22 protein-coding genes and 1 pseudogene are annotated in these 26,123 nt (G+C 27.6%); 10 read left to right on the forward strand and 13 right to left on the reverse strand.

Annotated features, from left to right (window positions below; genetic code table 11):
- Nucleotides 1-4 precede the first annotated feature (4 nt).
- From DS884_RS14275 to DS884_RS14295, 5 genes are all read right to left on the reverse strand, one after another.
- Complete coding sequence (locus tag DS884_RS14275) at nucleotides 5-1,945, reverse strand: transglutaminase-like domain-containing protein (protein WP_233487162.1); 1,941 nt, start codon at nucleotides 1,943-1,945, stop codon at nucleotides 5-7.
- Nucleotides 1,926-5,231 (reverse strand): toxin-antitoxin system YwqK family antitoxin, encoded by a 3,306-nt coding sequence (locus DS884_RS14280; RefSeq protein ID WP_113787218.1) that lies wholly within the window; start codon nucleotides 5,229-5,231, stop codon nucleotides 1,926-1,928. The genes DS884_RS14275 and DS884_RS14280 overlap by 20 nt, the downstream gene beginning before the upstream one ends.
- A gap of 86 nt (nucleotides 5,232-5,317) precedes the next feature.
- On the reverse strand, nucleotides 5,318-5,908 hold the full coding sequence (locus DS884_RS14285) for a YdeI/OmpD-associated family protein (protein ID WP_113787219.1): 591 nt from the start codon (nucleotides 5,906-5,908) through the stop codon (nucleotides 5,318-5,320).
- 4 nt (nucleotides 5,909-5,912) lie between these two features.
- Nucleotides 5,913-6,338 (reverse strand): VOC family protein, encoded by a 426-nt coding sequence (locus tag DS884_RS14290; RefSeq protein WP_113787220.1) that lies wholly within the window; start codon nucleotides 6,336-6,338, stop codon nucleotides 5,913-5,915.
- Nucleotides 6,339-6,349: 11 nt separating this feature from the next.
- Nucleotides 6,350-8,548, reverse strand: coding sequence for an ATP-dependent DNA helicase RecQ (locus tag DS884_RS14295; protein WP_113787221.1), 2,199 nt, complete (start codon nucleotides 8,546-8,548; stop codon nucleotides 6,350-6,352).
- 143 nt (nucleotides 8,549-8,691) lie between these two features.
- Here DS884_RS14295 and DS884_RS14300 point away from each other — a divergent pair, with 143 nt between their 5' ends.
- From DS884_RS14300 to lptB, 4 genes are all read left to right on the forward strand, one after another.
- Entirely contained in the window at nucleotides 8,692-9,663 is a 972-nt protein-coding gene (locus tag DS884_RS14300; RefSeq protein ID WP_093871291.1) for an SIS domain-containing protein, read from the forward strand.
- 2 nt (nucleotides 9,664-9,665) lie between these two features.
- Nucleotides 9,666-10,487 carry a twin-arginine translocase subunit TatC gene (gene tatC / locus DS884_RS14305; RefSeq protein WP_093871292.1) on the forward strand — a complete coding sequence of 274 codons (822 nt, stop codon included), beginning with the start codon at nucleotides 9,666-9,668 and terminating at the stop codon, nucleotides 10,485-10,487.
- Entirely contained in the window at nucleotides 10,462-10,806 is a 345-nt protein-coding gene (locus tag DS884_RS14310) for a carboxymuconolactone decarboxylase family protein (RefSeq protein ID WP_093871293.1), read from the forward strand. The genes tatC and DS884_RS14310 overlap by 26 nt, the downstream gene beginning before the upstream one ends.
- Before the next feature lie 84 nt (nucleotides 10,807-10,890).
- A complete protein-coding gene (lptB, locus tag DS884_RS14315; protein WP_093871294.1) occupies nucleotides 10,891-11,625 on the forward strand; it encodes an LPS export ABC transporter ATP-binding protein in 735 nt (244 codons plus the stop codon).
- Here the strand turns inward: lptB and DS884_RS14320 are convergent.
- From DS884_RS14320 to DS884_RS14330, 3 genes are read right to left on the reverse strand one after another with little or no spacing between them, the layout of a single operon-like run.
- Entirely contained in the window at nucleotides 11,622-12,071 is a 450-nt protein-coding gene (locus tag DS884_RS14320) for a hypothetical protein (protein ID WP_113787222.1), read from the reverse strand. The genes lptB and DS884_RS14320 overlap by 4 nt on opposite strands.
- Nucleotides 12,068-12,493 carry a GNAT family N-acetyltransferase gene (locus tag DS884_RS14325; RefSeq protein WP_113787223.1) on the reverse strand — a complete coding sequence of 142 codons (426 nt, stop codon included), beginning with the start codon at nucleotides 12,491-12,493 and terminating at the stop codon, nucleotides 12,068-12,070. Before DS884_RS14325 ends, DS884_RS14320 begins: the two co-directional genes overlap by 4 nt.
- Entirely contained in the window at nucleotides 12,493-13,227 is a 735-nt protein-coding gene (locus tag DS884_RS14330) for a CDP-alcohol phosphatidyltransferase family protein (RefSeq protein ID WP_113787313.1), read from the reverse strand. The genes DS884_RS14325 and DS884_RS14330 overlap by 1 nt, the downstream gene beginning before the upstream one ends.
- A gap of 109 nt (nucleotides 13,228-13,336) precedes the next feature.
- On the opposite strand from DS884_RS14330, the gene DS884_RS14335 reads away from it, so the two are divergent.
- From DS884_RS14335 to DS884_RS14345, 3 genes are all read left to right on the forward strand, one after another.
- Entirely contained in the window at nucleotides 13,337-14,311 is a 975-nt protein-coding gene (locus tag DS884_RS14335; RefSeq protein WP_093871297.1) for a YheT family hydrolase, read from the forward strand.
- 98 nt (nucleotides 14,312-14,409) lie between these two features.
- Complete coding sequence (locus tag DS884_RS14340) at nucleotides 14,410-15,477, forward strand: PorV/PorQ family protein (RefSeq protein ID WP_147239415.1); 1,068 nt, start codon at nucleotides 14,410-14,412, stop codon at nucleotides 15,475-15,477.
- Between the two features lie 2 nt (nucleotides 15,478-15,479).
- Nucleotides 15,480-16,664 carry a DUF4105 domain-containing protein gene (locus DS884_RS14345; RefSeq protein ID WP_113787225.1) on the forward strand — a complete coding sequence of 395 codons (1,185 nt, stop codon included), beginning with the start codon at nucleotides 15,480-15,482 and terminating at the stop codon, nucleotides 16,662-16,664.
- On the opposite strand, the gene aroQ is transcribed toward DS884_RS14345, so the two are convergent.
- Together aroQ and guaB are read right to left on the reverse strand one after the other, a co-directional pair.
- A complete protein-coding gene (gene aroQ / locus DS884_RS14350; protein ID WP_113787226.1) occupies nucleotides 16,645-17,061 on the reverse strand; it encodes a type II 3-dehydroquinate dehydratase in 417 nt (138 codons plus the stop codon). The two genes, DS884_RS14345 and aroQ, sit on opposite strands and share 20 nt — an antisense overlap.
- Nucleotides 17,062-17,180: 119 nt before the next feature.
- Entirely contained in the window at nucleotides 17,181-18,656 is a 1,476-nt protein-coding gene (gene guaB / locus DS884_RS14355; protein WP_093871301.1) for an IMP dehydrogenase, read from the reverse strand.
- A 203-nt stretch (nucleotides 18,657-18,859) separates the two neighbouring features.
- Between guaB and DS884_RS14360 the strand changes: the two genes are divergently transcribed.
- The 3 genes and pseudogenes from DS884_RS14360 (at nucleotide 18,860) to DS884_RS14370 (ending at nucleotide 22,661) form a co-directional block, all read left to right on the forward strand.
- Entirely contained in the window at nucleotides 18,860-20,083 is a 1,224-nt protein-coding gene (locus tag DS884_RS14360; RefSeq protein ID WP_113787227.1) for an imelysin family protein, read from the forward strand.
- Nucleotides 20,084-20,180: 97 nt separating this feature from the next.
- Nucleotides 20,181-21,577 (forward strand): annotated as a pseudogene (locus DS884_RS14365) (di-heme oxidoredictase family protein).
- A 10-nt stretch (nucleotides 21,578-21,587) separates the two neighbouring features.
- Nucleotides 21,588-22,661 carry an imelysin family protein gene (locus tag DS884_RS14370; protein ID WP_113787228.1) on the forward strand — a complete coding sequence of 358 codons (1,074 nt, stop codon included), beginning with the start codon at nucleotides 21,588-21,590 and terminating at the stop codon, nucleotides 22,659-22,661.
- A gap of 39 nt (nucleotides 22,662-22,700) precedes the next feature.
- Here DS884_RS14370 and DS884_RS14375 read toward each other — a convergent pair whose 3' ends face one another.
- The 3 genes from DS884_RS14375 to DS884_RS14385 are packed head-to-tail and all read right to left on the reverse strand — an operon-like array spanning nucleotide 22,701 to nucleotide 26,111.
- Nucleotides 22,701-23,426, reverse strand: a complete 726-nt coding sequence (locus DS884_RS14375) for an ABC transporter ATP-binding protein (protein WP_113787229.1) — start codon at nucleotides 23,424-23,426, stop codon at nucleotides 22,701-22,703.
- The gene (locus DS884_RS14380) at nucleotides 23,426-25,042 is read right to left on the reverse strand and encodes an ABC transporter permease (protein WP_113787230.1); all 1,617 of its coding nucleotides are present in this window, start codon (nucleotides 25,040-25,042) and stop codon (nucleotides 23,426-23,428) included. Before DS884_RS14380 ends, DS884_RS14375 begins: the two co-directional genes overlap by 1 nt.
- A 34-nt stretch (nucleotides 25,043-25,076) precedes the next feature.
- Entirely contained in the window at nucleotides 25,077-26,111 is a 1,035-nt protein-coding gene (locus tag DS884_RS14385; protein WP_113787231.1) for a Fe(3+) ABC transporter substrate-binding protein, read from the reverse strand.
- Nucleotides 26,112-26,123: the final 12 nt, after the last annotated feature.

The raw sequence follows: 26,123 nt of genomic DNA on the forward strand, positions 1-26,123 counted from the left end.
TTTCTTATGCTTTTTTTAATATTATAAATTCTTTATAATGTTTTTCAATTTCTTCAATTTTTTTATTCAATTCTTTTTGTTCTTTTAAGCTTAGGTTTATAAAAAAAACTTCTAACTCTTGAGTATAATTTATTTGATCTTTTTCTTTTTGATAATTTATAGAAAATTTAAAAAAACTATTTTTTACTTCTATATTTTCAGGAAGATAATCTATTTTATAACCGTGGGGTATTTTTAAAAATGTTTGGTAAGAAAGTAATGGCTTAAATTCATATTCAACAGCATTTTTTCTATCATCTTCTAATTTATAAAAAAGTAAATCTTTATTTAAATTTAAATTTACATAAATTTCATTTTCAAAATTTTTAACATAATCTTTAACCTTGAAATCAAAACTTAATTTAAAATTTTTATCATATGTAAATTTATTTTCTTCTTTTAAATTAGAGATTAGAAAACTATTATTCCCTTTTTGTAATTGTCTATTATAGAAACTAGTAACTTCTTCATTATTTTTTTTTCTTTCTAAATAGTTAAAATAGTTCGTTTTATAATACCCTTTTAATAAAAACTTAGAAGTTCCATTAATCACATTGCCGTTTATATTTATATGGGTTGTATCAATAATAGCATTAGTTTTAGAACTTATTATTGGAACTTTTTTTATTACAAACTCATTTTTTCCTTTACTTATTAAAGCTTCTTTTCCTTGAATAAATGAAGTTGGTAAACTAAGATCATTATATCTTCCTGTAGCATCTAAAAAATATGTATTTTCATTAAATTCATATGTTAAAATCATATGGTTATCAGCCAAAGGAGATGGAACTTTTTTGTAAGTATACGGTATTTCATTAGTTCCAATCCAAGTTATATAACCTTTTACGCCTATTATTTGAAGCATTACTTGTAAAATACTAGAATTATCTTTACAATCTCCAAATTTTTTATTGAATACATCATTAGCTTCTCTTGGTATAAAACCACCTAAAGCATATTCAAAAGCTACATATTTTATATTTTGTTGAACCCAATAATAAATAGCTTTTACTTTTTCTAATTCTGTTTTTTTATTTTTAGTTATTTCAAATACTAAGTTTTCTAATTCTTTATTTGGTTTAATTTTATTAGTGTTTTCTATCATTGAATAATACCAACTATATAAATCATTTACATTATTCAAAATCGATTTTTTTTCTCCCTTGTGATTAAATGATTTTATTATTGGTATTATATGCGGTATTATTTTTCTAAAGCTAGGTGATTTTTGTTCATATTCATATCCTTTACTATTTAGAAGTTCCCATTTATGAATTATTTTATTTCTTTTCTCACTTTTTGAATAATTTAATTTTTCACTTAAAAAATTATTTTTTACAAAATCTATATCTATATCTTTATTAACTATAACCGTAATTTTATTATTTATAATAGGGTCAGAATCTCCAAAATAAAAAGGTAACAGAAATCTAGGATTCTTTATTGTCTTAGTATAAGACAATTTTGATTTACCTCCTTTTAATAAATTTGAGTAGATAAAGTTAATTGATTTCGTGTCATCATAAAAAACATCCGTGAGTTCATCTTTTTCTTTAAAGTCTTTAACTTTTATTTCTTTATATTTATTTTTTTTTTTATTAAATAGAAACGAAGAAGCTTCAATATCTTCTAACCCGTAAAAATGAGAATATTTTAAACTTTCTTTTGAATTGTATTTTGCTGACTCATTAAGAAATAATCTTTCTTCTAAAACTTTTTGTTTTATTACTAAATTACTTTTTTTAACGTCAACTATTAATACCACTTCTTTATTTAAAATTACTGAGCTTTCCTTTGGATATATTTCTTTATATTTTTTATAATCAGCTGAGAACTGTGAAAAAGAATATTGATTAATTAATAAAACTAATAAAATTAATATTATTTTATTTTTTTGAAACTTCATATAATTTACCATTAAAATATTTTTCTTCTTTTAACAATTTCCCATTTACGTCATATTCTTTTGAACTACCACTTAAAACATCGTGTTTATAATTTTTCTCATACTTAATATCACCATTTTCATAATACTCTTTAAAAACTCCATGTAACTTATCAAAACTATATGGTCTTTCAATTTTTAGCACTCCATTATTATAATATTCTTTCTCTACACCAGAATAATCACCATTTTTAAAGTACGTCTCTTTTCTTATATTCCCATTAGGATAATATGCATTATATACATTTATTAAATCACCGTTTAAAAACTCTAATTCTCTTGATATTTTACCATTTTTATAATACGATTTAATTTTACCAGTTTCATTTTTTAATGGTATCATCGGTAATTCTTTTCCTGAAGTATCTAAATAAGAATAACCTATTAATCTACCGTGATTATAAAAACGTATTAATTGAAGCTCTCCCGACTTAGCATAAAAAAACCTTTTCTTATGTAATTTCCCATCTGAATAAAAACCTTTTCTACTAATTTCCCCATTATCATAAAAGTAAGTATAGTTCCCCACAGTTTTATCATTATAATATACACTTTGACGTTTTACTTGTTTATTTTCATAATAATCTATAGACTCTCCATATAATTTACCATCTATAAAATTTCTAATACTTTCAATTTCTCCATTTTTATAAAACCATTTCCATTCACCACTTTGATCGCCATTTAGGTAACTTCCCGAAATAATTTTATTTCCATAAAAATCATACGCTGAATAACTTCCATGCTTTTTACCATTGAGGTAGTCTATTTCATAATTAGTTTTACCATTAAAATGAGTAGACTTTATTGTATATACTCCAGTTTTAGAACCAAAATCAATTTTATTTAAAATATTCCCATTAATATCATAAGTTTCTTCACTTTTTAAAATTCCATATTTATAATTTTCAGTTTTAAATAATTTACCACTAACACTATAATATTTTTGAACACCATGGTAATTATCTTTATGATAAAAATTAATTGACTCTATAGTGCCATCAGGATAATAATACCTCCATTCACCATGTATAACTCCATTTTTATAAAAACCTTGATGTTTCATTTGTCCAGTATTATAAAAACCTACATAATAATCATCTGCTTTATCATTTTTATAATTAGAAATTAGCTTTTCTTTACCATTGTTATAATATTCTTCATATTTTCCTTCTAACTTATTTTTAAGGTAAAAACTCTTTGTTTTTAATACTCCATTATCTGTATAGTAAGTCCATTCACCATCATTCCCTCCTGAAATATTATAATTACCTTTTAGAGTTAAATTTCCTTCAGCTGAATACCCCTCATAATAAAATTTACCTTTTTTCTTTCTACCTTGCTTTAAAACTTCACCGTTCTTTTTGAAATATTTATAGGCTATGATTTTATTTTTTCTGTATTCAAACTCATAATAAAGCTTACCATCATTGTCATAAAACTTTGACACTCCAACCAAGTTACCTTCATCATACTCTAACTCTCTTTCTAAAGTACCATCTTTATAAAACAATTTCCATTTACCGTGATACAAATCATTAAGTGTACTTCCTTCCTCACTTATTTTTTTATTCGGATGATAACTTCTATAAACTCCATTGATTTTTCCATCTACATATTCAATTTCATTTCTCACAACATTATTATAATAATATCTTTTTTCAGTACCTATTTTTTTTCCGTTCTTATAAGTTACTTCATGAAAAACATCCCCATTAGCATAATATTCTACATATTTTCCATCTATTTCACCATTTTTATATGTTAAATCATACTCTAATAACTCTTTACCAACAGGAAAATATGATTTATACGGCCCATCTAACTTACCTTTTGTATAATTTTTATCTACTATTAATGAACCTTTGTCATTGTAATATTTATAATTACCATTAATTTTATCATCACTATAAAACGTTTCAACGCTCTTTATTCCATTTTCGTGATATGAAATTGTTTTTCCTTCTAATTTATTATTATTAAAAAAGCTTTCTTCTTTCAATTTTCCATTAGGATAATACCAAGTCCATTTACCTTCCCTGTTTCCTTCTTCATTAAAATTTGCGTGCAAATTTAATTTACCGCTAGTTGAATAAACTTTCCATTTACCTATTTTTTTCCCTTCTTTTACTTTACCTATTGCATCTAATTGATTTTCATCGTTATAAACAAATTTATTTATTTCATTATCTCCAGGTAAATCACTTTTATTAAGCGAATTTAATTCTAACCACTTAGCATTAAATTCACTATAAAAAGTAGAAATTTCATCTTCCTTTTTCTTAATTATTTTTTGATATTTTTTATCTTCTATAGAATAAAACATGGTGTAAATAAAATTATCAAATTGTTTTTCATTCACAATCCACTTAAATAGATTTAAGTATTTATTATCAAAAAAATCTTCACTCTCATCAATTTCATCAAGTTTATTTAACAAGGCATGATTTTGTTTTACTAATGAAAATTCAAATTTATTATTCGTTTTATAATCATTACTTAAAGCCATTCTACTACTTAAAATAAGATCTAATTCTTCATACTTTTCATTATAACCTTCTTCATCAAAGGTTACAAAGGATTCACTTTTATTATCTTGAGAAACAAGATAATTTAACGTTTTCAAAAGGCTTGCAGAGTTTGAAGCATCTGGCTTTAAGAGCATATATATATTATAACACATTAATGCTTGAGTTAACATTTTATTTTTATAAAAAATGTCTCCAAGTTGTATATGTGCATCTGCATAAAATGGGTTATAGGAAATCGCTTTTTTAAAAGCTTCTATAGCTTCTAAATATTTATTTTGAGCCTTTAACACTGTTGCTTTGTTATACCATAACATATAATATTTGGGGTATTCTTTTAAAGCTTTATCATAGACTTCTATTGATTTATTGTATTCTTTTTTAGACTCGAAAGCAACGCCTTTATTTATATATAAAGATAATTTATTAGCTATATCTATTTTATCAAAATATTCATCACATATGTTTATTACTTCATCATATTTTTTCATTTGAAGTAAATAATATGTTTTAGAAATTAAAACAGAATTAAATATTGAGTCATTTGGATTAATTTTACTTAATACTTCAGCTGCTTTTTTATAATCTTGTTTATCAGAGAATTCTATGGCCTCTTTCAAAACAGATTCATAGTCGGTTCTTAGTAGTTTTTCTTGAGAAAACAATGATGTTTTCACAAAAGTCAAGGCGCAAACAATTATTATTATTTGTTTAATCATAGCTATTTTTAATTTTTATAAATAATCTTACAAAATTAATATATTTTTATAATATCAATATGGAAAACTTAATTCTATTTTTTTAGTTACTTTCGATATTTATCATGTAAACCTATACCTTTTAATATCATAGGTATTATTTTTTCTAAACGCTTTTGTTTTGTAGTTTCACGTTTAGCTTCTATTAAATAATTTACATATTCTCGTTGTTTACTTAAACTGAAAGAATCAAATTTTTCTAGAAGTAATGAATTACTATCCAATTCATTTTGTAATTGTTGAGGAATTATAATAGGTGTTTTATTTTTTTGTGGTTTTATTGCTTTTCCTTTTTCAGCATTATCAATAGCTTCTAGAGCATAACTTTTTACTAGTTCAACATCAATATCTTTTAATGAATTAAATCTCCACTGTCTCATTGCTTTTGTTTTTCCCTCTTGTGCGTTTATAAGTAATTTGTTTTCATCTTTCAAAAATATTCCTTGATGAAACCATAAACCACAATAATTTTTAAAAGCCGACATCCCTATTATGTTTTTCCCTTTATATAAATAAGCTGGAATTCCCCATTTTATATCTTCCTCTAATGGTAATTCTTGTAAAGCAGAACGCAAGAGTTTTAACTCTTGCGTCCATTTATTTTTGTCTAGTATATATTCTGTTACTTTTAAATTCATTTTTTTAAATAGAGTTATCACCTAAGGACATCATCCAACTAACACCATATTTATCTTTTAGCATTCCAAATTTACCTCCCCAAAAAGCTTCCGCAAAAGGCATTAAAATAGTACCTTCTTCAGCTAATCCATTAAAAACAGTTAACGCTTCATTTTCATCTTCTGCATTTAAACTAATTGCAAAATTATTTCCAGCTTTAAAATCCTCCTTTTCATTTAAGAAGTCAGAAGCTAAAATAGCCATATTTCCAACCTCCAAAGTACAGTGCATAATAAGTTCTTTTGCAAAGTCAGGAATCATATTGCATATTTCTTCAGGTGCTTCTTTAAATTGCATTAGCATTGTTATTTCACCACCTAAAACATCTGCATAATACTTCATTGCCTCTTCACAATTACCGTTAAAATGTAAATACGTACTAGTTTTCATACTCTTTTAAATTAGTTTGCTACTTCACTCATAAACCTAATTCTCATCAATCGTAATTCATCTTCATCATAATCTCCATCAAACTCATCAAGTGCATCTTGTATTTTATCCGTTTCAGCCTCCATGAAATATTCACTTATCTCTTCTTGCTGATCTTCATCTAATAAATCTTCTATTGCATAATCAATATTAAGTTTAGTTCCAGAAAATACAATAGCTTCCATTTCCTTAATTAATTCAGGCATTTCTAACCCTTTTGATTTTGCTATGTCATCTAATGGTAATTTCCTGTCAGTATTTTGAATAATGTATAACTTTAATCCAGAGTTTACTCCAGTACTTTTTACTATTAAGTCATCAGGGCGCATTACATCGTTTTCTTCAACATAATTCGCTATCAATTTTACAAAGTCTTTACCATATTTTTTAGCTTTACCTTCTCCAACACCGTGAACCTTCGATAACTCTTCTAAGTTTATTGGATACTTTAAGGCCATATCATCAATTGAAGGATCTTGAAAAACAGCAAATGGAGGTACTCCTAATTTCTTCCCAACATTTTTCCTCAAGTCTTTAAGCATTGCTACTAACTTATTATCTACACCAGCACCATTAGATTTAGTATTAGTGATAATAGTACCATCGTCATCAGTAGCATATACATGATTCTCTGTCATCATAAATGATGTTGGACTTCCTATAAAATCTTTTCCTTTTTTGGTTAATTTTAAAACACCGTATTGTTCAATTTCTTTTTTAATTAAATCTACTACTAATACTTGACGTATTAAAGCCATCCAATAATGATTGTCTTTATCTTTTCCTATTCCAAAAAATGGTTGTTGTGTGGTTTTATGAGATTTTAATAATGCATTTTCTTTACCTATTATAGTATTTACCACTTCTTTAGGTTTGTACATTTCATTAGTATCTCTAATTACTGAAAGTAGCTTTACTACTTCATTTTCTGCTTCATGTTTCTTTTTAGGGTTACGCATGTTATCATCCAAATCTGCACCTTCTCCATTTACAGCGTCAAACTCTTCTCCAAAATAATGCAATAAATATTTACGCCTATTCATTGATGTTTCTGCATAACCTACAACTTCTTGTAAAAGAGCATGTCCTACTTCTTGTTCAGCTACAGGTTTATTTGCCATAAACTTCTCTAACTTTTCAATATCTTTATATGAATAGAAAGTTAAACAGTATCCCTCTCCTCCATCTCTACCTGCTCTACCAGTTTCTTGATAATAACTCTCTAAACTTTTTGGGATATCATGATGGATAACAAAACGAACATCTGGTTTATCTATTCCCATTCCGAAGGCAATGGTAGCAACAACAACATCACAATCTTCCATCAAAAACATATCTTGATGTTTAACCCTTGTTTTTGCATCTAATCCAGCATGATAAGGCACCGCATTTATACCATTAACCTGTAATACTTGTGCTATTTCCTCTACTTTCTTACGGCTAAGACAATAAATAATTCCTGATTTACCTATTCTAGTTTTGATAAATCTAATTATATCTTTTTCTATTTCCTTTGTTTTTGGACGTACTTCATAAAATAAATTTGCCCTGTTAAAGGAAGCTTTAAAAACATTGGCATCACTCATACCAAGCGTTTTTAATATATCTTCTTGTACTTTTTCTGTAGCTGTAGCTGTTAAACCTATTATTGGAACATTATCAATTTGTTTAATAATCGCTCTAAGGTTTCTATACTCAGGTCTGAAATCATGCCCCCACTCTGAAATACAATGGGCTTCATCAATTGCCACAAAAGAAATTTTTTGTTGCCTTAAAAAGGTTACATATTCCTCCTTAATAAGTGATTCAGGAGCAACGTATAACAACTTTGTTATTCCGCTTTCTATATCAGATTTTACTTGGCTTATTTCTGTTTTATTCAAAGATGAATTTAAAACATGTGCTATTCCTTTATTTTCTGAAATCCCCCTTATAGCATCAACTTGATTTTTCATCAAAGCAATTAATGGAGAAACAACAATGGCTGTTCCTTCTTTCATTAGTGCTGGTAATTGATAACATAATGATTTACCTCCCCCCGTAGGCATGATCACAAACGTGTTCTCATTATTTAAAATGCTATTTACTACATTTTCTTGTAAACCTTTAAACTTATTAAATCCAAAGATTTTCTTTAATGCTTCATATAAATCCGACTGCTCTATACTCATTTCTTTTAATATAAAATTAAAAACAGAAATCTAATTTATAAAAAAACTATTAATAAAAGATATAAACTTTCTTTTTATTAAAAGATTTTGTACCTAAAATATTTCTATTTTTACACTTTTAAATTATACTTAAACTATTAAACTTGAAAAACTCAAGCGATATCCTTTCAATTGCTAAAGAAACATTACTTTCTCAAAGTAATGCTATTGCTAATTTAGCAAATTTATTAAATAACTCGTTTATAAATGCTGTAAACTTTATACTAAATTCTAAAGGACGTGTAATTGTTACTGGTATTGGTAAAAGTGCTAACATAGCTTCTAAAATTGTTGCCACCTTAAATTCAACTGGAACTCCTGCTGTTTTTATGCATGCAGCTGATGCTATACATGGTGATTTAGGAAATGTTCAACAAAATGATACAGTTATTTGTATTTCTAAAAGCGGAAATACTCCTGAAATAAAAGTGTTAGTACCTTTAATAAAAAATTCTAATAATAAAATAATAGCAATAACAGGAAATCCAGACTCTTTTCTAGGAAAAAGTGCAGACTTTTTGTTAAATTCTTATGTTGAAAAAGAAGTGTGTCCTAATAACTTAGCTCCAACCTCTAGTACTACCGCCCAATTGGTGTTGGGAGATGCTTTAGCTGTTTGTTTACTTGAGTTAAGAGGATTTACTAGTAGTGATTTTGCTAAATATCACCCAGGCGGTGCTTTAGGTAAACGCTTATACTTACGTGTTTCTGACCTTGTTAAAAATAACGAATTACCTAAAGTGAATATTTCTGACCCTTTAACAAGGGTTATTATTGAAATATCAGAAAAAAGATTAGGTGTAACAGCAGTAGTTGATAAAAATGGTTCTATCGTTGGAATTATTACTGATGGAGATATTAGGCGTATGCTTGCTAAGACTACTAAAATTGATGAGCTAATTGCTAATGATATAATGAGTAAAAACCCAAAAACAATACACATAGATGCTATGGCTATTGATGCATTAGATGCACTTGAAAACAATAGTATTACACAAATATTAGCTATTGATGATTCAAATAAGTATGTTGGTGTTGTACATTTACATGATTTAATAAAAGAAGGAATATTTTAACAATGGCTACCAAAGAAATGTCTTTTTTAGACCATCTTGAAGAATTAAGATGGCATTTAGTTAGAAGTTTTGCTGCAATATTTATTTTAGCAATCGTAATATTTGTTAATATTAATTTCATTTTTAATGAATTCTTATTAGCCCATTTAAAACCTGATTTTACAACATATCAATTTTTTTGTAAAATTTTTTCTGCTATTGGAATAGATAGTAGTTTTTGTAACATAGAGTTTGCTCAAGAACTACAAGTACTTAATCCAACTGAAGAATTAATGACAGGTATATGGTCTTCATTAATTCTAGGTTTTGTTATTGCTTTTCCTTATGTTTTGTGGGAGTTTTGGCGTTTTATAGCACCTGGTTTACACAGTACAGAAAGAAAAAAGTCTCGAGGGTTTATTTTTACTTCTTCACTATTATTCTTTTTAGGTGTACTATTTAGTTATTATGTAATTTTACCTATGTCAGTTTTTTTCTTTTATAACTTTTCCATTGGAGATTCTATTGTTAAGAATTTTAAATTAGGAGCCTATATTAGTTTAATTACAAATACGTTACTGGGGGTAGCTGTATTTTTCGAATTACCGGTTGTAATTTTTTTCTTATCAAAAATAGGACTTATAACGCCTCAATTTTTACGTAAATACCGTAAACATGCATTAGTAGTAGTATTAATTTTATCAGCTATTATTACACCTCCTGATGTTGCTAGTCAAGTGATAGTATCAGTGCCAATTATGATTCTATACGAAGTAAGTATTTATGTTTCAAAATATGTAATAAAAAAACAACAAAAAAATGTCTCAAAAAGTCCAAGAGTTTAATGAATACCGTTCTAAAATGAACGAAAAAATATTATCCAATGATAATAAAATAATTAAACGTATTTTTAATTTAGATACTAACGCTTTTAAAGAAGGTCATTTACCTGTAAAAACTAAAGAATTACTTGGTTTAGTTGCTTCTGCAGTTTTACGTTGTGATGATTGTATAGCTTACCACTTAGAAACAGCACATAAAAGTGGTGTTACTAAAGAAGAAGTAATGGAAACATTAAGTATTGCTACTTTAGTTGGAGGTACCATTGTTATTCCACATTTACGTAAAGCATACGAGTACTGGGAAGTATTAGAAAGTAATTAAACAATTTAACAATGTTTTAATGATGCTAGTAATATCTTTTATATACTTTTAAGAAATTAAAACATTGAACTTTTAAACTCACAAATGAAATTAAAAGCAGATAACATACAAAAGCTTTACGGTAGTAGAAAAGTTGTAAAAGGAATTTCTTTAGAAGTAGAACAAGGGGAAATTATAGGATTATTAGGTCCAAATGGAGCTGGGAAAACTACTTCTTTCTATATGATTGTTGGAATGATAAAGCCTAATGGTGGAGCTATTTTCTTAGATGATGAAGAAATTACCGAAGATGCTATGTATAAGCGCTCTCAAAAAGGAATTGGTTATTTAGCACAAGAAGCTTCAGTTTTTAGAAAACTTTCTGTAGAAGATAATATTATGTCTGTTTTAGAATTTACAGATAGAAATAAAGAGCAAAGAAAAGCACGTTTAGAAGAACTAATCGAGGAATTTAGTTTAGGTCATGTTCGCAAAAATAGAGGAGATTTACTTTCAGGAGGTGAACGCAGGAGAACCGAAATTGCTCGTTGTTTAGCTTCTGACCCTAAATTCATACTATTAGACGAGCCTTTTGCTGGTGTTGATCCTATTGCTGTAGAGGATATCCAAGGAATTGTAGCTCAATTAAAAAATAAAAATATCGGTATTTTAATTACTGATCATGATGTTCAAGCTACTTTAGCTATCACAGATAGAACATACTTAATGTTTAATGGAGGTATACTTAAAGAAGGAACACCTGAAGAATTAGCAGAAGATGAAACTGTTCGTAGAGTATATTTAGGTAAAGATTTTGAATTAAAGAAAAAGAAGTTTTAAATCACTAAAACCCTATTTACAAACACAATAGACAAAACAAAACTACTTATTACGAGTAATGAAAAAAATGTTTTTTCTAAGTTTTTTATTACTTCTTTATCCATTCTATTTACCATTCCAAAAGGGATACGAATAAGAAGCATATAAAATAACACATAAAGTATAACTCTAAAATATACTGATAAATTTAAAATTAATAATTTTAATAAATTCCCAGTAACTAAACCTAAAGTTCCCAATACAATAATTCCCGAAAAAAGAAAAAAAGAGTAACTTAGTTTATTAATTATAATTGATTCTCTATTACTTATCTTTTCATTTTCTCCTTCATTAATTTCGTTATTGGTTAATAAGCTCACTTTTTTAAAAACTACTATCTTTTTATATAAAAACATTGCTAAGAATGAAAAAAAGAAAATCAAAAACATTCTTGTAATAAAAATCATAAAGCTTTTTTTAAAAATAGAAAGTTCTGACCTTTTTTAGGGAAATTTTCAATTTTACCGAAATTTTCGTAGCCTTGTTTTAAATAAAACCCTTCTGCTTGAAATGAAAATGTTTCTAATATCGCTAGCTTTGCCCCTTTCTCTATAGCAATTTCTTCAGCTTGTTTTAAAAGTTTTCCTCCTAAACCTTTTTTCCGTTCACTTTCATCAACCCAAAGTATTTTTATCATAAAACCAGCATAATAACCAACCCCACCTATAACACCTCCAACAATTTCTCTTTTATTATTTTTTGCTATTAACTCAATAGGAATCCAAACATCAGGTAATACACGTTCAGTTTGACTATCATTATAATGATTTATTTCAGAAATAATTTTTTCTATTTCATCCTTATTTTGACATTCTTCTATTGTGTTCATTACTTATTTATTAAGTTTTGAAGTAATGAAACTACGATGTATAATAAAATAATTATAGGAATAGCTACAAATTTCAAAGCAACAAGTAGTATTAGTGAGGCTATTAAAAATAAATACTTAACTATATTCTCTTTAAAAGAAAAAGTTTTAAACTTTAAAGAAAACAAAGGTAATTCTGTATTCATAACAAAAGTTAGTAATACTGTTATAACTATTAAAAAATATTTATTTTGAACAATATTATTAAAAAATGAATATCCTGAATATTCAAGTATAAGTGGTAATGAAATAACGAATAAACTCATTGCTGGAGTTGGTAAACCTATAAAACTATCGGATTGACGTTCATCAATATTAAATTTAGCTAAACGATATCCAGCACCTAATGTTAATAATAAACCTAAATAAGGTAAATTACTTCCAGACCTTCCATATTCATCAATACCAAAATACCCAACTGCATCAATATCTATTGCATTTACTAATAACTGTAACATTACTATACCTGGTACTACTCCACTTGTTACCATATCTGCCAAGGAATCTAACTGCTTCCCCAACTCTCCTTGTACTTTTAATAACCTAGCAGCAAATCCATCAAAAAAATCTAACCCAATACCAATAATTACTAAAACTGCTGTACCTACAAAATCTCCTTTAACTGCAAAAATTGTAGCAATTGTTCCACATAATAAATTTCCTAAAGTAATTAAATTAGGTATCTGTTTTTTAATATTCATAGTATATAGAATTTAAAGGCGAAAATAAGAAATCATTTTATCAGTTTTACTTTTTCATTGTTTTTTGTCATATTTGTTAAAAATAGCTAATCAATAAAATCAAATGCCAAAAATCACAACTAACTTTACACCAAATTTACCTTTTAGAAATCCTCATTTTAATACAATTTATCGTCCATTATTCATGAGAGATACTATTAGTTATGAACGAAAAAGGGTTATAACATGGGATAATGACTTTATAGATTTAGATTTTTCATGTATTGGTTCAGATACTCTTGTTTTATTAATTCATGGTTTAGAAGGCAGCTCCAATTCAAACTATATGATCACTACTTCTAAACAACTTAATAAAAATGGATATGATACTGTTTGCATGAATTTAAGAGGATGTAGTGGTGAAGATAACTTATTATTAGGAACTTACCATAGTGGTAAAACTGATGATGTAGATTTTATTATAAATTATTTATGCCAAGAATATCAATACAAAAATATTCTTATTATTGGATTTAGTTTAGGCGGAAATTTAGCTTTAAAATATTTAGGTGAATATGATGCTATACCTGAACAAATAAAAGGAGGAATTGCTATTTCAGTTCCTATTGATTTAACAGCTTCTCAAGCTGAACTTGCTAAATTTAAAAATAAAATATATTTAACAGAGTTTTTGAGAACTATGAAATTAAAACTCCTTAAAAAATCTGAAAAATTTCCTGATTTTAAGCTTGATAAAAAATTATTATTCAAAGCAACTCGTTTTAGACATATTGAGAAGCAATATACAGTTCCTGTTTTTGGATTTGAAAGTTCAGAAGATTATTGGAAAAAAGCAAGCTCTAAACCTTATATACCTAACATAAAACACACCACACTATTAATAAACTCATTAGATGATAGTTTTTTAACAAAAGAGTGTTACCCTTATAGCGAAGCTGAAAATTCTACTAATTTTTATTTATTAACTCCAAACTATGGAGGTCATGTTGGTTTTTTATCTTCTTTTTCTAATTCACATAATTATTGGTTAGAACAAAAAATTATTGATTTTATCAATGAAAAAGTTATTTTAACTTAGGTTTTAAGTAAGTTAAATATGTTAAAAACAATATCTTTTAAAAATGATAGTTATGTTCTTAGTATTTTAGATATTTGTATATCATTCAACCTTAAATATTGAAAACACGTTTTTTATTTTTTATTGTACTATTTACAAGTACATTACATGCTCAATTCAGAAATTATTCAAATGAATTTTTAAGTATTGGTGTAGATGCTGGCGCTTTAGGTATGAGTAAATCTGTAGTAGCATCTACTAATGATGTCAATTCTATTTATTGGAATCCAGCTGGATTAGTAGCTGTTGAAGATTATCAAGGCTCCTTAATGCATGCTTCCTATTTTGCTGGAATTGCAAATTATAACTTTGCTGGTTTTGCAATGCCTATAGATCAAAGGAGTGCTTTAGGTATAGCTATAATTCGTTTTGGTGTAGATGACATTTTAAACACAACAGAATTAATTGATAATCAAGGAAATATTGATTATAATAGAATAAGTCTTTTTTCTGCTGCTGATTATGCTTTTAATATTGGTTATGCCAGAAAAATGATATTAGATGGTTTTCAACTTGGTATAAATGCTAAAATTGTACGTAGGGTTATTGGTGATTTTGCAACTTCTTGGGGGTTTGGTTTTGATGCAGGAGTTCAATTTGAAAGAAATAATTGGAAATTTGGTTTAATGGTTCGAGATATTACCACAACTTTTAACACTTGGGCTATTAATAAAACAGAATTTGATAAAATTAAAAATGCTATTCCAGGAAAAAACCAAGAGCTCCCAGAAACTACAGAAATTACAAAACCAAAAGCTCAATTGGGTATTGCTAAAAGTTTTTCTATTAATCGTTTTTTTAGCTTACTTGCTGAAATTGATTTAAACATGAGATTCACTAAAACAAATGATATCATTGCTTCTGATTTTGTTAGTATAGATCCTTCATTAGGTGTACAACTAGATTATGAAAAAATGGTATTTTTACGTTTAGGTATTGGTAATATTCAAAATACTACTGAATTTGACGGAAGTAAATCCATAGCAATTCAGCCTAATTTGGGTGTTGGTTTTAATTACAAAGGCATTCAAATTGATTATGCTTTAACAAATATTGGTAGTATTGGTAATGCTTTATATTCTAATATTTTTTCTATTAAATTTGATTACAGTTTTTTTAGACAATAACTATGCTTAAAAAATACCTTATTCTATTTTTTGTTTTATTTGTTTTTAATTTTTCAAATGCTCAACAAGGTATTAAACTTTCTGCTTACGCTGAAGTAAGTGTGCTAACTTATGGTCCAGGTTATGCCCTGTATGAAAAATTTGGTCATACAGCTATTAGAATACAAGATCCTGTTTTACAATTAGATTTAATTTATAATTACGGTTTTTTTGATTTAACTGAAAGTAATTTTTATGTAAACTTTACAAAAGGCTACATGAAATATAAATTAGTTCGCTATTCCTTCCCTCCTTCTTTAAGAGGCTATAATGAAGATCAAAGATGGGCAAAAGAGCAAATTTTAAACCTTACTAATAAACAAAAAAATAGTTTTTTTAGCTATTTAGAAAATAATGCTCTTCCAAGCAATGCTAGTTATTTTTATGATCCTTTTTTTAATAATTGTTCAACAAAACCAGCAGATATTATTAAAAATGTGTTAGGAGCTAATGTGATTTTTAAAGATGATTTTGTTATTGAAGACTCCTCTATTAGACAACTCATGAATAATGAAATACATACTAATACATGGGGAAGTTTGGGTATTAATATTGCTTTAGGTAGTAAACTAGATAAAATAGCTACTTCAAAAGAATATTTATACTTACCTGACTACGTTTTTAAATCTTTAGCCTGCTCAAAAGTTATTAAAAACGGAAAAGAGGAAGACCTTGTTATTACCACTAAAAACCTTTTAAATTACCCTGAGAAAGAGTTAAAATCAGATGCTATTAGCCCTTTTATAATCTTTTTTATACTGTTCCTTATTGGTTTATTTATAACCTTTAAGGATTTTAAAAATAATACACGATCAAAATGGTTAGACTTTTTAATTTTTTTTACAACTGGCGTTTTTGGAATCTTAATTATTTTCTTGTGGTTTTTCACTAATCATTCAACAGCTCCTAATAATTTTAATATTCTTTGGGCTTTTGCTCCTAATATTATAATTTCTTTTCTTTTAAATAGAAAAAATCCACCAAGGTGGATTTCTAAATACATTTTATTTTTACTAATTTTACTCGTATTAATTCCAATTATATGGATTTTTAAAATTCAACTTTTTCCTATTGAATTAATAAGCTTTTTTATTCTACTTATAATTAGATATACTTATTTATTAAAGTTTACAAGAAACTTTGAATAGCTAACTCATAACTTTGTAAACCAAAACCAGTTATTATTCCTTTAACATTAGGAGCTAAATAACTTTTATGTCTAAATTCTTCTCTTGAATATACATTAGAAATATGCACTTCAATTACTGGAGTATTTATTGCTTTTATAGCATCTGCTATTGCTACAGATGTATGAGTATAAGCAGCCGCATTTAAAATTATTCCATCATAATCAAATCCTACTTCATGTAACTTATTGATAAGTTCACCTTCAATATTTGATTGGTAATAGCTCAAATTTAAAGATGTAAATTTTTTTTGTAAACTTTGGTAAAACTCGTCAAAAGAGTTATCTCCATAAATAGTAGGTTCTCTCTTTCCCAATAAATTTAAATTGGGTCCATTTATAATAAGTACTTTTTTCATTTCTTTCTTTAAATAAAAAGTAAAGTTAGCAATAGTTATTTACATTTACCTTTAACTAAACAAAAAACCGTTGAATATTTAAAATACTCAACGGTTTAGTAATTTTTATATAGATTTTATTATCTTCTACTATAATTAGGAGCCTCTTTAGTAATAGCTACATCATGTGGATGGCTTTCATTAATTCCAGATGCAGTAATTCTAACAAACTTACCCGTGTTTTTAAGTGTTTCAATATCCTTAGAACCACAATAACCCATTCCTGCACGTAAACCTCCTATAAATTGATGAATACTTTCAAATAACTCACCTTTGTATGGTACACGCCCAACAATACCTTCAGGTACTAATTTTTTAATATCATCTTCAACATCTTGAAAGTAACGATCTTTCGAACCTTTTTTCATTGCTTCTACTGATCCCATTCCTCTATAAGACTTAAATTTACGTCCTTCATAGATAATTGTTTCTCCTGGTGATTCCTTAGTTCCTGCTAATAAAGATCCTAACATTACACAATCTGCTCCTGCTGCAATTGCTTTTGGAATATCACCTGTATAACGAATACCACCATCAGCAATTACTGGTATTCCAGAACCTTTTATAGCTGCAGCAACTTCTAATACTGCTGAAAACTGTGGAAAACCAACACCTGCAACTACACGTGTTGTACAAATAGAACCTGGTCCTATACCAACTTTAACAGCATCTGCACCAGCATCAACCAAATATTTTGCTGCTTCAGCAGTAGCTACATTACCTACTACTACATCTAATTCTGGAAACTTTTCTTTAACCGATTTTAATGCAGCTACAACAGTTTTTGTATGTCCGTGGGCTGTATCTATAATAACAGCATCAACACCTGCTTTAACTAAAGCTTCTGCTCTATCTACAACATCAGCTGTAACTCCTAATGCAGCTGCTACACGTAAACGTCCAAAAGTATCTTTGTTAGCTATTGGCTTTTGAGTTACTTTAGTTATATCTCTAAAAGTAATTAAACCAGTAAGCTTATAATTTTCGTCTACAATTAATAATTTTTCAATCTTATTTTGTTGAAGAATTTTCTCTGCATCTTTTAACGATGTACCAACATTAGCAGTAACTAAATTTTCAAAAGTCATTACTTCTACAATTGGCCTATTATTTTTATGCTCGAAGCGTAAATCTCTATTGGTTACAATTCCTTTAAGAGTGCCATTATTATCTATTACTGGTATACCTCCTATCCTATGCTCTTTCATTAATCTTTTAGCATCTGATACTGTAGCTTCTAGAGATAAAGTTACAGGGTCAATAATCATCCCACTCTCAGCTCTTTTTACTTTTCTTACTTCCTGAGCTTGTTGCTCAATAGTCATATTCTTATGTAATACTCCAATACCACCCTCTCTTGCAATTGCTATTGCCATTGCAGACTCAGTTACTGTATCCATTGCAGCAGATACAATAGGAACGTTTATTGTTATATTTTTAGTAAATTTTGTTTGAATTGAAACTTCTCTTGGAAGAATTTCTGAATATGCAGGAACTAATAAAACATCATCATATGTTAAACCTTCTCCTACAATTTTTGACTGGTGAGCATCCATAAATGTAATCAATTTTACTCTTTAAAAAGAGCGTTTAGTTGTTAAAAATTAATTACGTGCAAATATACTATAATTATTCTTAAACTATAATTTAAGTTTATGTTAAGTTTCTTTGATACTTATTTAAATTAAATCTAAATAAACTTTGTAAAGTTTAAAAAAGTTTATTCCTTTGTTGCTTAATTATATTAAATCTAAATAAAATGAAGGTTATATTAAAAGCATGTCTACTAATATTAGCAGCTATAGCTCTAAAATCATGTTCCTCAGAAAACGACGAACTTCCACAAAATAAAGTAACAGTAAAAGAAGTGATTGCAAATTATGCAAAACTAGTACACCAAAATTACTTAGACAGTTATAATGCTGCCGTTAAAATGCAAAGTACAATTAGTGCATTTACAAGTAATCCTTCACAAGCTGGTTTTGATAATTCAAAAAAAGAATGGTTAGAAGCTAGAGATATCTATGGTCAAACTGAAGTGTTTAGAGGATCAAATGGACCTGTTGATTCTGAAGGTAGCGAAACATGGGTAATAAATAATGAAGGACAAATGAATGCCTGGCCTTTAGATGAAGGTTACATTGACTATGTAACAGCTAGTTCTGATGCATATGCTGGATACACAGCTTATAGTGGTGGTGTTATTGCAGGAACTGATGCTATTACAGAAGCTTTTTTAATTGGTAAAAATGAAAAAGAAAATGATAAATCAATTTCTACAGGATGGCACGCTATCGAATTTCTTTTATGGGGACAAGATGAAACAAATCCTAAAGACCTGAAAGCAGGACAAAGATCTGTAACAGATTACACTACTGATTCTAAAAAAGAGAGAAGAAAAACGTATTTAAACGTAGTTACTTCTATTTTAGTTCAGGATTTAAAAAAATTAGTAGATACATGGGCAACAGGAGGTGAATACTACAAAGTATTCATGGCTTTATCTGAAAAAGATGCATTAAAAAATATTATTTCTGGTCCATTCTTTTTAGCTAATGAAGAATTATCAGAAGAGAGAATGTTAAAACCTGTTGATTTAACAGACGGAATAGATCAGTCTGGACAAGAAGATGAACATTCTTGTTTTTCTGACAATACACATAGAGATGTAGTTACAAATGCCCAAGGAATTATTAATGTTCTTTTTGGAAAATACGGAACTATTTCAGGTGCATCTGTTTATGATTTAATTAATCAACAAGATAACACAATCGCAAAAAAGTTTAAAGATGCTACAGATCAAATGATGTCAAAAATTAATGATATTGATACGAAAGCTAACAATAAAAAACCTTTTGATTTATTGCTATTAGAAGAATCTACTTCTAATCCAGGAACTATTGTTGCTGCAGGTCAATCTTTAAAAGATCTTGGAGGAAATATTAGTGAAGTAGCTGTTAAAATAGGAGCTCCAGTTCAATAAACATCTTTTTAATAATCAAAAAGAAAAAGGTCTATTAACTTAGGTCTTTTTCTTCTTTATTTTAATTCATATTAAATTATAAAGTCATATTTAAAAAATGAAATACATAAGAGTAAAGAAGAATATAAGAATCAAATTGCTTTGCATTTTCTGTATAGGATTCTTCTTTTCATCATGTTCTAAAGATAATTTATCTAATGAATATCTACCAGTAAATCAATATGAACAAGGAGAAGAAAATTTAACTGATAACTTAAGTGTTGCTACAACAAATAATAATTCTTTTGGAAAAGAAATACCCGGATTAAATAGAACTGATAAAATTCGTTTTGCTTCTGGTAATTCATTATTTAATCAATCATGGGTTTCTGCACCAGCGTCAACAACTGGTTTAGACGGTTTAGGTCCAACTTTTAACTCCAGAGCATGTGCTAGTTGTCACTTTAAAGATGGTAGAGGGAAACCGTTTGAGCCCTCTAATATAGGATCAAAAGGTTTTTTAATTCGTTTAAGTATCCCTGGAAGAAATCCTCATGGAGGACCTTTAGCAGTTCCAAATTATGGAGATCAACTTCAAAATCATGCAAATTTAAATATTAAAAAAGAGGCTGATATTAATGTTACATATACTTATATCGAAGAAACATATCCCGATGGAACTAAATATCAATTAAGAAAACCTAGTTATTCAATTATAAATGAAAATTTTGGATCATTAACCGGTGTATTAATTTCCCCTAGAATTGGCCAACAAACAATTGGGTTAGGATTAATAGATGCACTGCCTGATAATGAAATATTAAAAAATGAAGATGAATTTGATACTAACAAAGATGGTATTTCCGGTAAGGCAAATTATGTTTGGAATGCCATTGAAAATAAAACATCATTAGGAAAATTTGGGTGGAAAGCAAATCAACCTTCTTTAAAACAACAAATTGCTGGAGCTTTTTTTGGTGATCTAGGTTTAACAACTTCTATTTTTAACAATAACCCTTGTCCATCCCCTCAAAAAGATTGTTACGATGCTCCAAATGGTGGAAATCCTGAAGTTACAGAAAAACAAATGGATAGAGTTTTATTATATCAAACTTCTTTAGCTGTTCCTAAAAGGCGAAATTATAAAGAACAAAATGTATTAGTTGTCATTCTACTAACTTTAAAACTGATAGCTATAGTTTTAACCCTTTATTAGAAAATAAAAATATTAAACCATATTCTGATTTTTTATTACATGATATGGGAGAAGGATTGGCTGATAATAGGCCTGATTTTTTAGCAAATGGAAAAGAATGGAGAACACAGCCATTATGGGGTATTGGACTTATAAATACCGTAAATAAACACACATTTTTATTACATGATGGAAGAGCTAGGAATATTGAAGAAGCTATTTTGTGGCATGGTGGTGAAGCTGAAAAATCAAAAAATGAATTTAAAAAATTATCAAAACAACAAAGAGAAGAACTCTTAAGCTTTGTTGAATCTCTTTAATATTATATTTATGAAAAAAGCAATTTTATTACTTGCAATTATATCTTTTTTTTATGTATCGTGCTCAAATGACAACACAGTAACACCTGATTATAAACATGAAATTGTTACTTCAGTCACTGATCAAATTATTTTACCTAATTTAAATACAATACTTGAAAAATCTATAGCTTTAAAAAATTCTGTAGAGCAATTCTCAAAAGATCAAACTACAAATAACTTATTAGATGTTAGAAGTAAACTAATAAATATTACTGAGTTTTATGCTAAAATGTATGTTTTTAACATTGGACAAGCAAAAAGTAATTTTATGAATCGTAAAATTAATTTTTGGCCTGTTTATAATATTTCAATCGAAAAGAATATTAGTGAAGGTACTTTTACAAAGTTTTCTATTTTAAATTTAGGAAGCGCTGCTAAAAACTTACCTGGTTTAAATTATTTAGTATTTAAAAAACAGAATACTACTGATTTATTAAAGGAATATAGCGCAAACATAAATAGAGTTAGATATTTAAAACTCATTACAAATGAGTTTCATAACAATATAATACAAGTATCTTCTATTTGGTCTTCTACTGGGAATAATTATGCTGAAAGCTTTAAAAGTAATAATGAAAAAGGATTATTAAGCTCTTTTAATTTACTATATAATGGTATGTACAATGTTATAGATAACTGTAAAGTTACTAAAGTTGGTAAACCTGGTGGGCTTGAAAAATCTTCACATACAAACCCTGAGATAGTAGAAAACTTTTATACTGGAAATTCTTTAAATTTAATATACAACAATATAACTTCAGTAGAAGAAATACTATTTTCTGATAAAATAACTTCAGTGTCTACTTATATTAAATCGATTACAAAAAATGATGATTTAAACAATCAAATTAAAAATAAAATTAAGACTATAAAAGAAACTATAAAATCAATAAAAAAACCATTAAAAGAAGCTGTAAATACAGATAAAACTAATATTAAAAAGCTTCACGTTAGTTTGAAAGAATTACTTGTACTATTTCACACTGATGTACGTAGTATACTATCTATTATTATTACAGGAACTGATAATGATGGAGATTAAAAACAAAAAGCGGATATATTAAATATCCGCTTTTTGTTTTTATATTGAATCTAGTAGTAACCTTACATATTCATTTGTTGACTCTTTAAAAATATCTTTTGTATTCCCCTGCTCTAGTACTTTTCCTTTTTGTAATACAATAATTTCATCAGAAATAGCTATTGCATCTTTTATATCATGAGTTACAAAGATTGCTGTACAATTCGTCTTTTTTAATATTTGATGTAAATCTTTTCTTAATTGATTTCTTAATACCACATCTAAATTACTAAAAGGCTCGTCTAAAATTAACAATTCTGGTTTCGGTGCTAATGCTCTTGCTAAAGCAACTCTCTGTTGCTGCCCTCCCGAAAGTTCATGAGGGTACCTAGTATTCATACCTTCTAAACCTACCAACGATAAAACTTCAGAAACTCTTTCTTTTTTATCTGATTTCTTTGATATTCCATACACAACATTTTGAAAAACTGTTAAATGAGGAAAAAGAGCATAATCTTGAAATACCATTCCTACATTACGTTTTTCAGGTTCAATAAATATTGATTTAGATGAAACTACTTTTTGATTTAGCTTTATCTCTCCGTTATTTAAAACTTCAAGTCCCGATATTAATCGTATTAATGTTGTTTTTCCACTTCCACTCTCTCCTACTATAGATACTATCTTTCCTTTTTCTAAAGAGTATGTAATGTTATTTAAAGCTATAACTTTATCATTGTTAAATGATTTACTTAATTTATTTATTTCTAAAATTTTAGTATTCATTATTTTGCTTTAGATATTAGTCTGTTTAAAAATATAATTGGTAATACACCTGTTAATACTATAAATAATGAAGGTAATGAAGCTTCAGCTACTAACTCATCACTTGCATATTCATATGCTTTTACGGCTAGTGTATTAATTTGATAAGGCTTTAGTATTAAGGTTAAGGGTAATTCTTTCATTACATCAACAAAAACTAAGATAAATCCACTTAAAATGGCTGGTTTCAATAAAGGTAATTCAATTTTAAAAAAAGTCCCTAAATTACTTTTTCCTAACATTTTTGAAACTTCAGATATAGATTTACCCATTTTTAATGAGGTTGCCTCAATTGGGTTATATGCTACGGCAATATACCTTACCACATATGCATATACTAATGCTATAATTGTTCCATTTATTATGAATCCTATTTTTAAATCAAAACTATTTTTAAAAAAAGTAATTAACCATTTATCTAATGACAAAGTAGGAATTAAAACGCCTACAGCAATTACAGCTCCTGGTATTGCATAACCAAGTGTTCCTATTCTAGTTATAGCGTTAATTATAGATAATTTATTCCATTTAGCCATAAAAATTAAAGCTAAAGCAAAAATAATTGCAAAAAAAGCTGACACTAAAGAAAGAGTAAAACTTTGAAAGGCTACATGCAAAAAATCGGTTGTAAATACTTCTTTATATGTTAAAATAGCCCAGTAAATTAATTGTGAAACAGGAAAAATAAAACCACATAAAACTGGAATTAATACAATTGTAAAAAACAATGTTTTAATTCGTTTATTAATAGGATGCTTTTTTAAATTTTGATGATTCTTAGAAGAATTAAAGTACCCTATTCGTTTACGTTGTCTTTTTTCTATAACAATTAAAATAAATATAATAGCAACTAAAATAGCAGACAAATAAATAGCCGTTTCTGGCTCTTCTAAAGAAAACCAAGCTCGAAAAATCCCTGTTGTAAATGTGTTTACTCCATAATATTTAGCCGCACCATAATCATTTAACACTTCCATTAATACTAAAATTAATCCGCCTACAAATGCTGGACGAGCTAATGGTAAAATAAGTTTAAAGAATGTTCTTCTTTCAGTACCTCCTAAAATTTTAGAAGCTTCTATTATATTGTTTGATTGGTTTATAAAGAATGCTCTTGATGCTACATAAACATAAGGATATAATGATGCGCTTAAAACAAATATTAGTCCAAATTGATTCATTATATCAAACTTCACTGGTAATAACTTATCAATAACACCTCCATAATCAAAAATCCCAGCATATGCATATGCTGTTATATATGAAGGTATAGCTAAAGGTAAAATTAACAACCACTCTAGCTGTTTTTTTAATGGTATTTCATATCTAGAAACTATCCAAGCTGATGATATCCCAAATACTAAGGTTAAAATACTGGTACCAATAATAAGAACTAAAGAATTACCAATATAATTTGGTAAAAGAGTTACTACTAAATGATTCCAAGTATCACCTGGCCCATAAAATAAATTAAAAAAGATTGTACCAATGGGAATTGCTACAAACAAAACAATGGTCAATAATAATATTGACCATTTATTTGTATCTCTCTTTATGTTTTGAAATCTAATTTTCACTTACTATTTGTATAAAAACTACAAATATATTTCTTTATTTCCAGCCAGCCCTATCAAAAGTTAAAACAGCTTTCTTATTATTTTTTCCTAACTGAGTTAATGATAAACCATCTTCTTTAAACGTACCCCAAGAAGCTAATAAATCAGACGGTGCAATTTTTGTATTTACAGGATACTCATAATTAGCCTTAGCAAAAACTTTTTGTGCTTTTTCACTTGCTAAAAACTCAATAAACTTTATTGCGTTTTCTTTATTAGGAGCATATTTAGCTACACCAGCACCACTTATATTAATATGAGTTCCTCTTCCTTCTTGATTTGGAAAAAATATTTTAATTCCTTTCCCAGCTTTTACTTCCTCTGGATCTTTTGAATTTAATAATTTCCCTATATAATAAGTATTAACAATTGCTACATCACCTTCACCTGCAACAACAGCCTTTACCTGATCACGATCATTTCCTTTTGGTGAACGTGCCATGTTAGCTACAATGCCCTTTGCCCATGTTTCAGCTTTTTCTTCTCCTAAATTAGCTATAATTGAAGCTAATAATGATTGATTATATATATTTCCTGAAGAACGTATTAATACTCTTTTATTCCATTTTTCATTAGTTAAATCTTCATAAGAAGATAACTCATTTTCTTTTACTTTTTCAGGATTATATACCATAACTCTAGCTCTTTTTGTTAATGCAAACCAATTGTTATCAACATCTTTTAAATGTGAAGGTATTGTATTGTTCAAAAATTCAGAAGTAGCTGATTGTAACAATCCTTTATCTTTAGCTCTTACTAAACGACCAGCATCAACAGTTATTAAAACATCAGCTGGAGATTGCTCTCCTTCAATTGTCATTTTTTGAATTAATTCATCAGCTTTTGCATTGACAACATTTACTTTTATACCTGATTCTTTTTCAAATTGAGCAAATAATTCTTGATCTGCCTTATAATGACGGTGTGTATATACATTTACTTCTTGTTGCTTTTTCTCTTCTTTTTTAGCTTCTTTTTTGCAACTTAACACTAGTAACGCTATAACAAAAACACTTATTATTTTTTTCATTCTATTTCGGGT

The organism is Tenacibaculum sp. E3R01 (assembly GCF_003318185.1).
Lineage (GTDB): Bacteria > Bacteroidota > Bacteroidia > Flavobacteriales > Flavobacteriaceae > Polaribacter > Polaribacter halocynthiae.

What these genes read in the sequence shown, in the direction of transcription:
- DS884_RS14275 (WP_233487162.1), bottom strand. Translation starts at nt 1,945, where the DNA reads ATGAAGTTTCAAAAAAATAAAATAATATTAATTTTATTAGTTTTATTA.
- DS884_RS14320 (WP_113787222.1), bottom strand. Translation starts at nt 12,071, where the DNA reads ATGATTTTTATTACAAGAATGTTTTTGATTTTCTTTTTTTCATTCTTA.
- DS884_RS14310 (WP_093871293.1), top strand. Translation starts at nt 10,462, where the DNA reads ATGTCTCAAAAAGTCCAAGAGTTTAATGAATACCGTTCTAAAATGAAC.
- DS884_RS14290 (WP_113787220.1), bottom strand. Translation starts at nt 6,338, where the DNA reads ATGAAAACTAGTACGTATTTACATTTTAACGGTAATTGTGAAGAGGCA.
- guaB (WP_093871301.1), bottom strand. Translation starts at nt 18,656, where the DNA reads ATGGATGCTCACCAGTCAAAAATTGTAGGAGAAGGTTTAACATATGAT.
- lptB (WP_093871294.1), top strand. Translation starts at nt 10,891, where the DNA reads ATGAAATTAAAAGCAGATAACATACAAAAGCTTTACGGTAGTAGAAAA.
- DS884_RS14295 (WP_113787221.1), bottom strand. Translation starts at nt 8,548, where the DNA reads ATGAGTATAGAGCAGTCGGATTTATATGAAGCATTAAAGAAAATCTTT.
- tatC (WP_093871292.1), top strand. Translation starts at nt 9,666, where the DNA reads ATGGCTACCAAAGAAATGTCTTTTTTAGACCATCTTGAAGAATTAAGA.
- aroQ (WP_113787226.1), bottom strand. Translation starts at nt 17,061, where the DNA reads ATGAAAAAAGTACTTATTATAAATGGACCCAATTTAAATTTATTGGGA.
- DS884_RS14370 (WP_113787228.1), top strand. Translation starts at nt 21,588, where the DNA reads ATGAAAAAAGCAATTTTATTACTTGCAATTATATCTTTTTTTTATGTA.
- DS884_RS14325 (WP_113787223.1), bottom strand. Translation starts at nt 12,493, where the DNA reads ATGAACACAATAGAAGAATGTCAAAATAAGGATGAAATAGAAAAAATT.
- DS884_RS14280 (WP_113787218.1), bottom strand. Translation starts at nt 5,231, where the DNA reads ATGATTAAACAAATAATAATAATTGTTTGCGCCTTGACTTTTGTGAAA.
- DS884_RS14360 (WP_113787227.1), top strand. Translation starts at nt 18,860, where the DNA reads ATGAAGGTTATATTAAAAGCATGTCTACTAATATTAGCAGCTATAGCT.
- DS884_RS14335 (WP_093871297.1), top strand. Translation starts at nt 13,337, where the DNA reads ATGCCAAAAATCACAACTAACTTTACACCAAATTTACCTTTTAGAAAT.
- DS884_RS14375 (WP_113787229.1), bottom strand. Translation starts at nt 23,426, where the DNA reads ATGAATACTAAAATTTTAGAAATAAATAAATTAAGTAAATCATTTAAC.
- DS884_RS14385 (WP_113787231.1), bottom strand. Translation starts at nt 26,111, where the DNA reads ATGAAAAAAATAATAAGTGTTTTTGTTATAGCGTTACTAGTGTTAAGT.
- DS884_RS14345 (WP_113787225.1), top strand. Translation starts at nt 15,480, where the DNA reads ATGCTTAAAAAATACCTTATTCTATTTTTTGTTTTATTTGTTTTTAAT.
- DS884_RS14285 (WP_113787219.1), bottom strand. Translation starts at nt 5,908, where the DNA reads ATGAATTTAAAAGTAACAGAATATATACTAGACAAAAATAAATGGACG.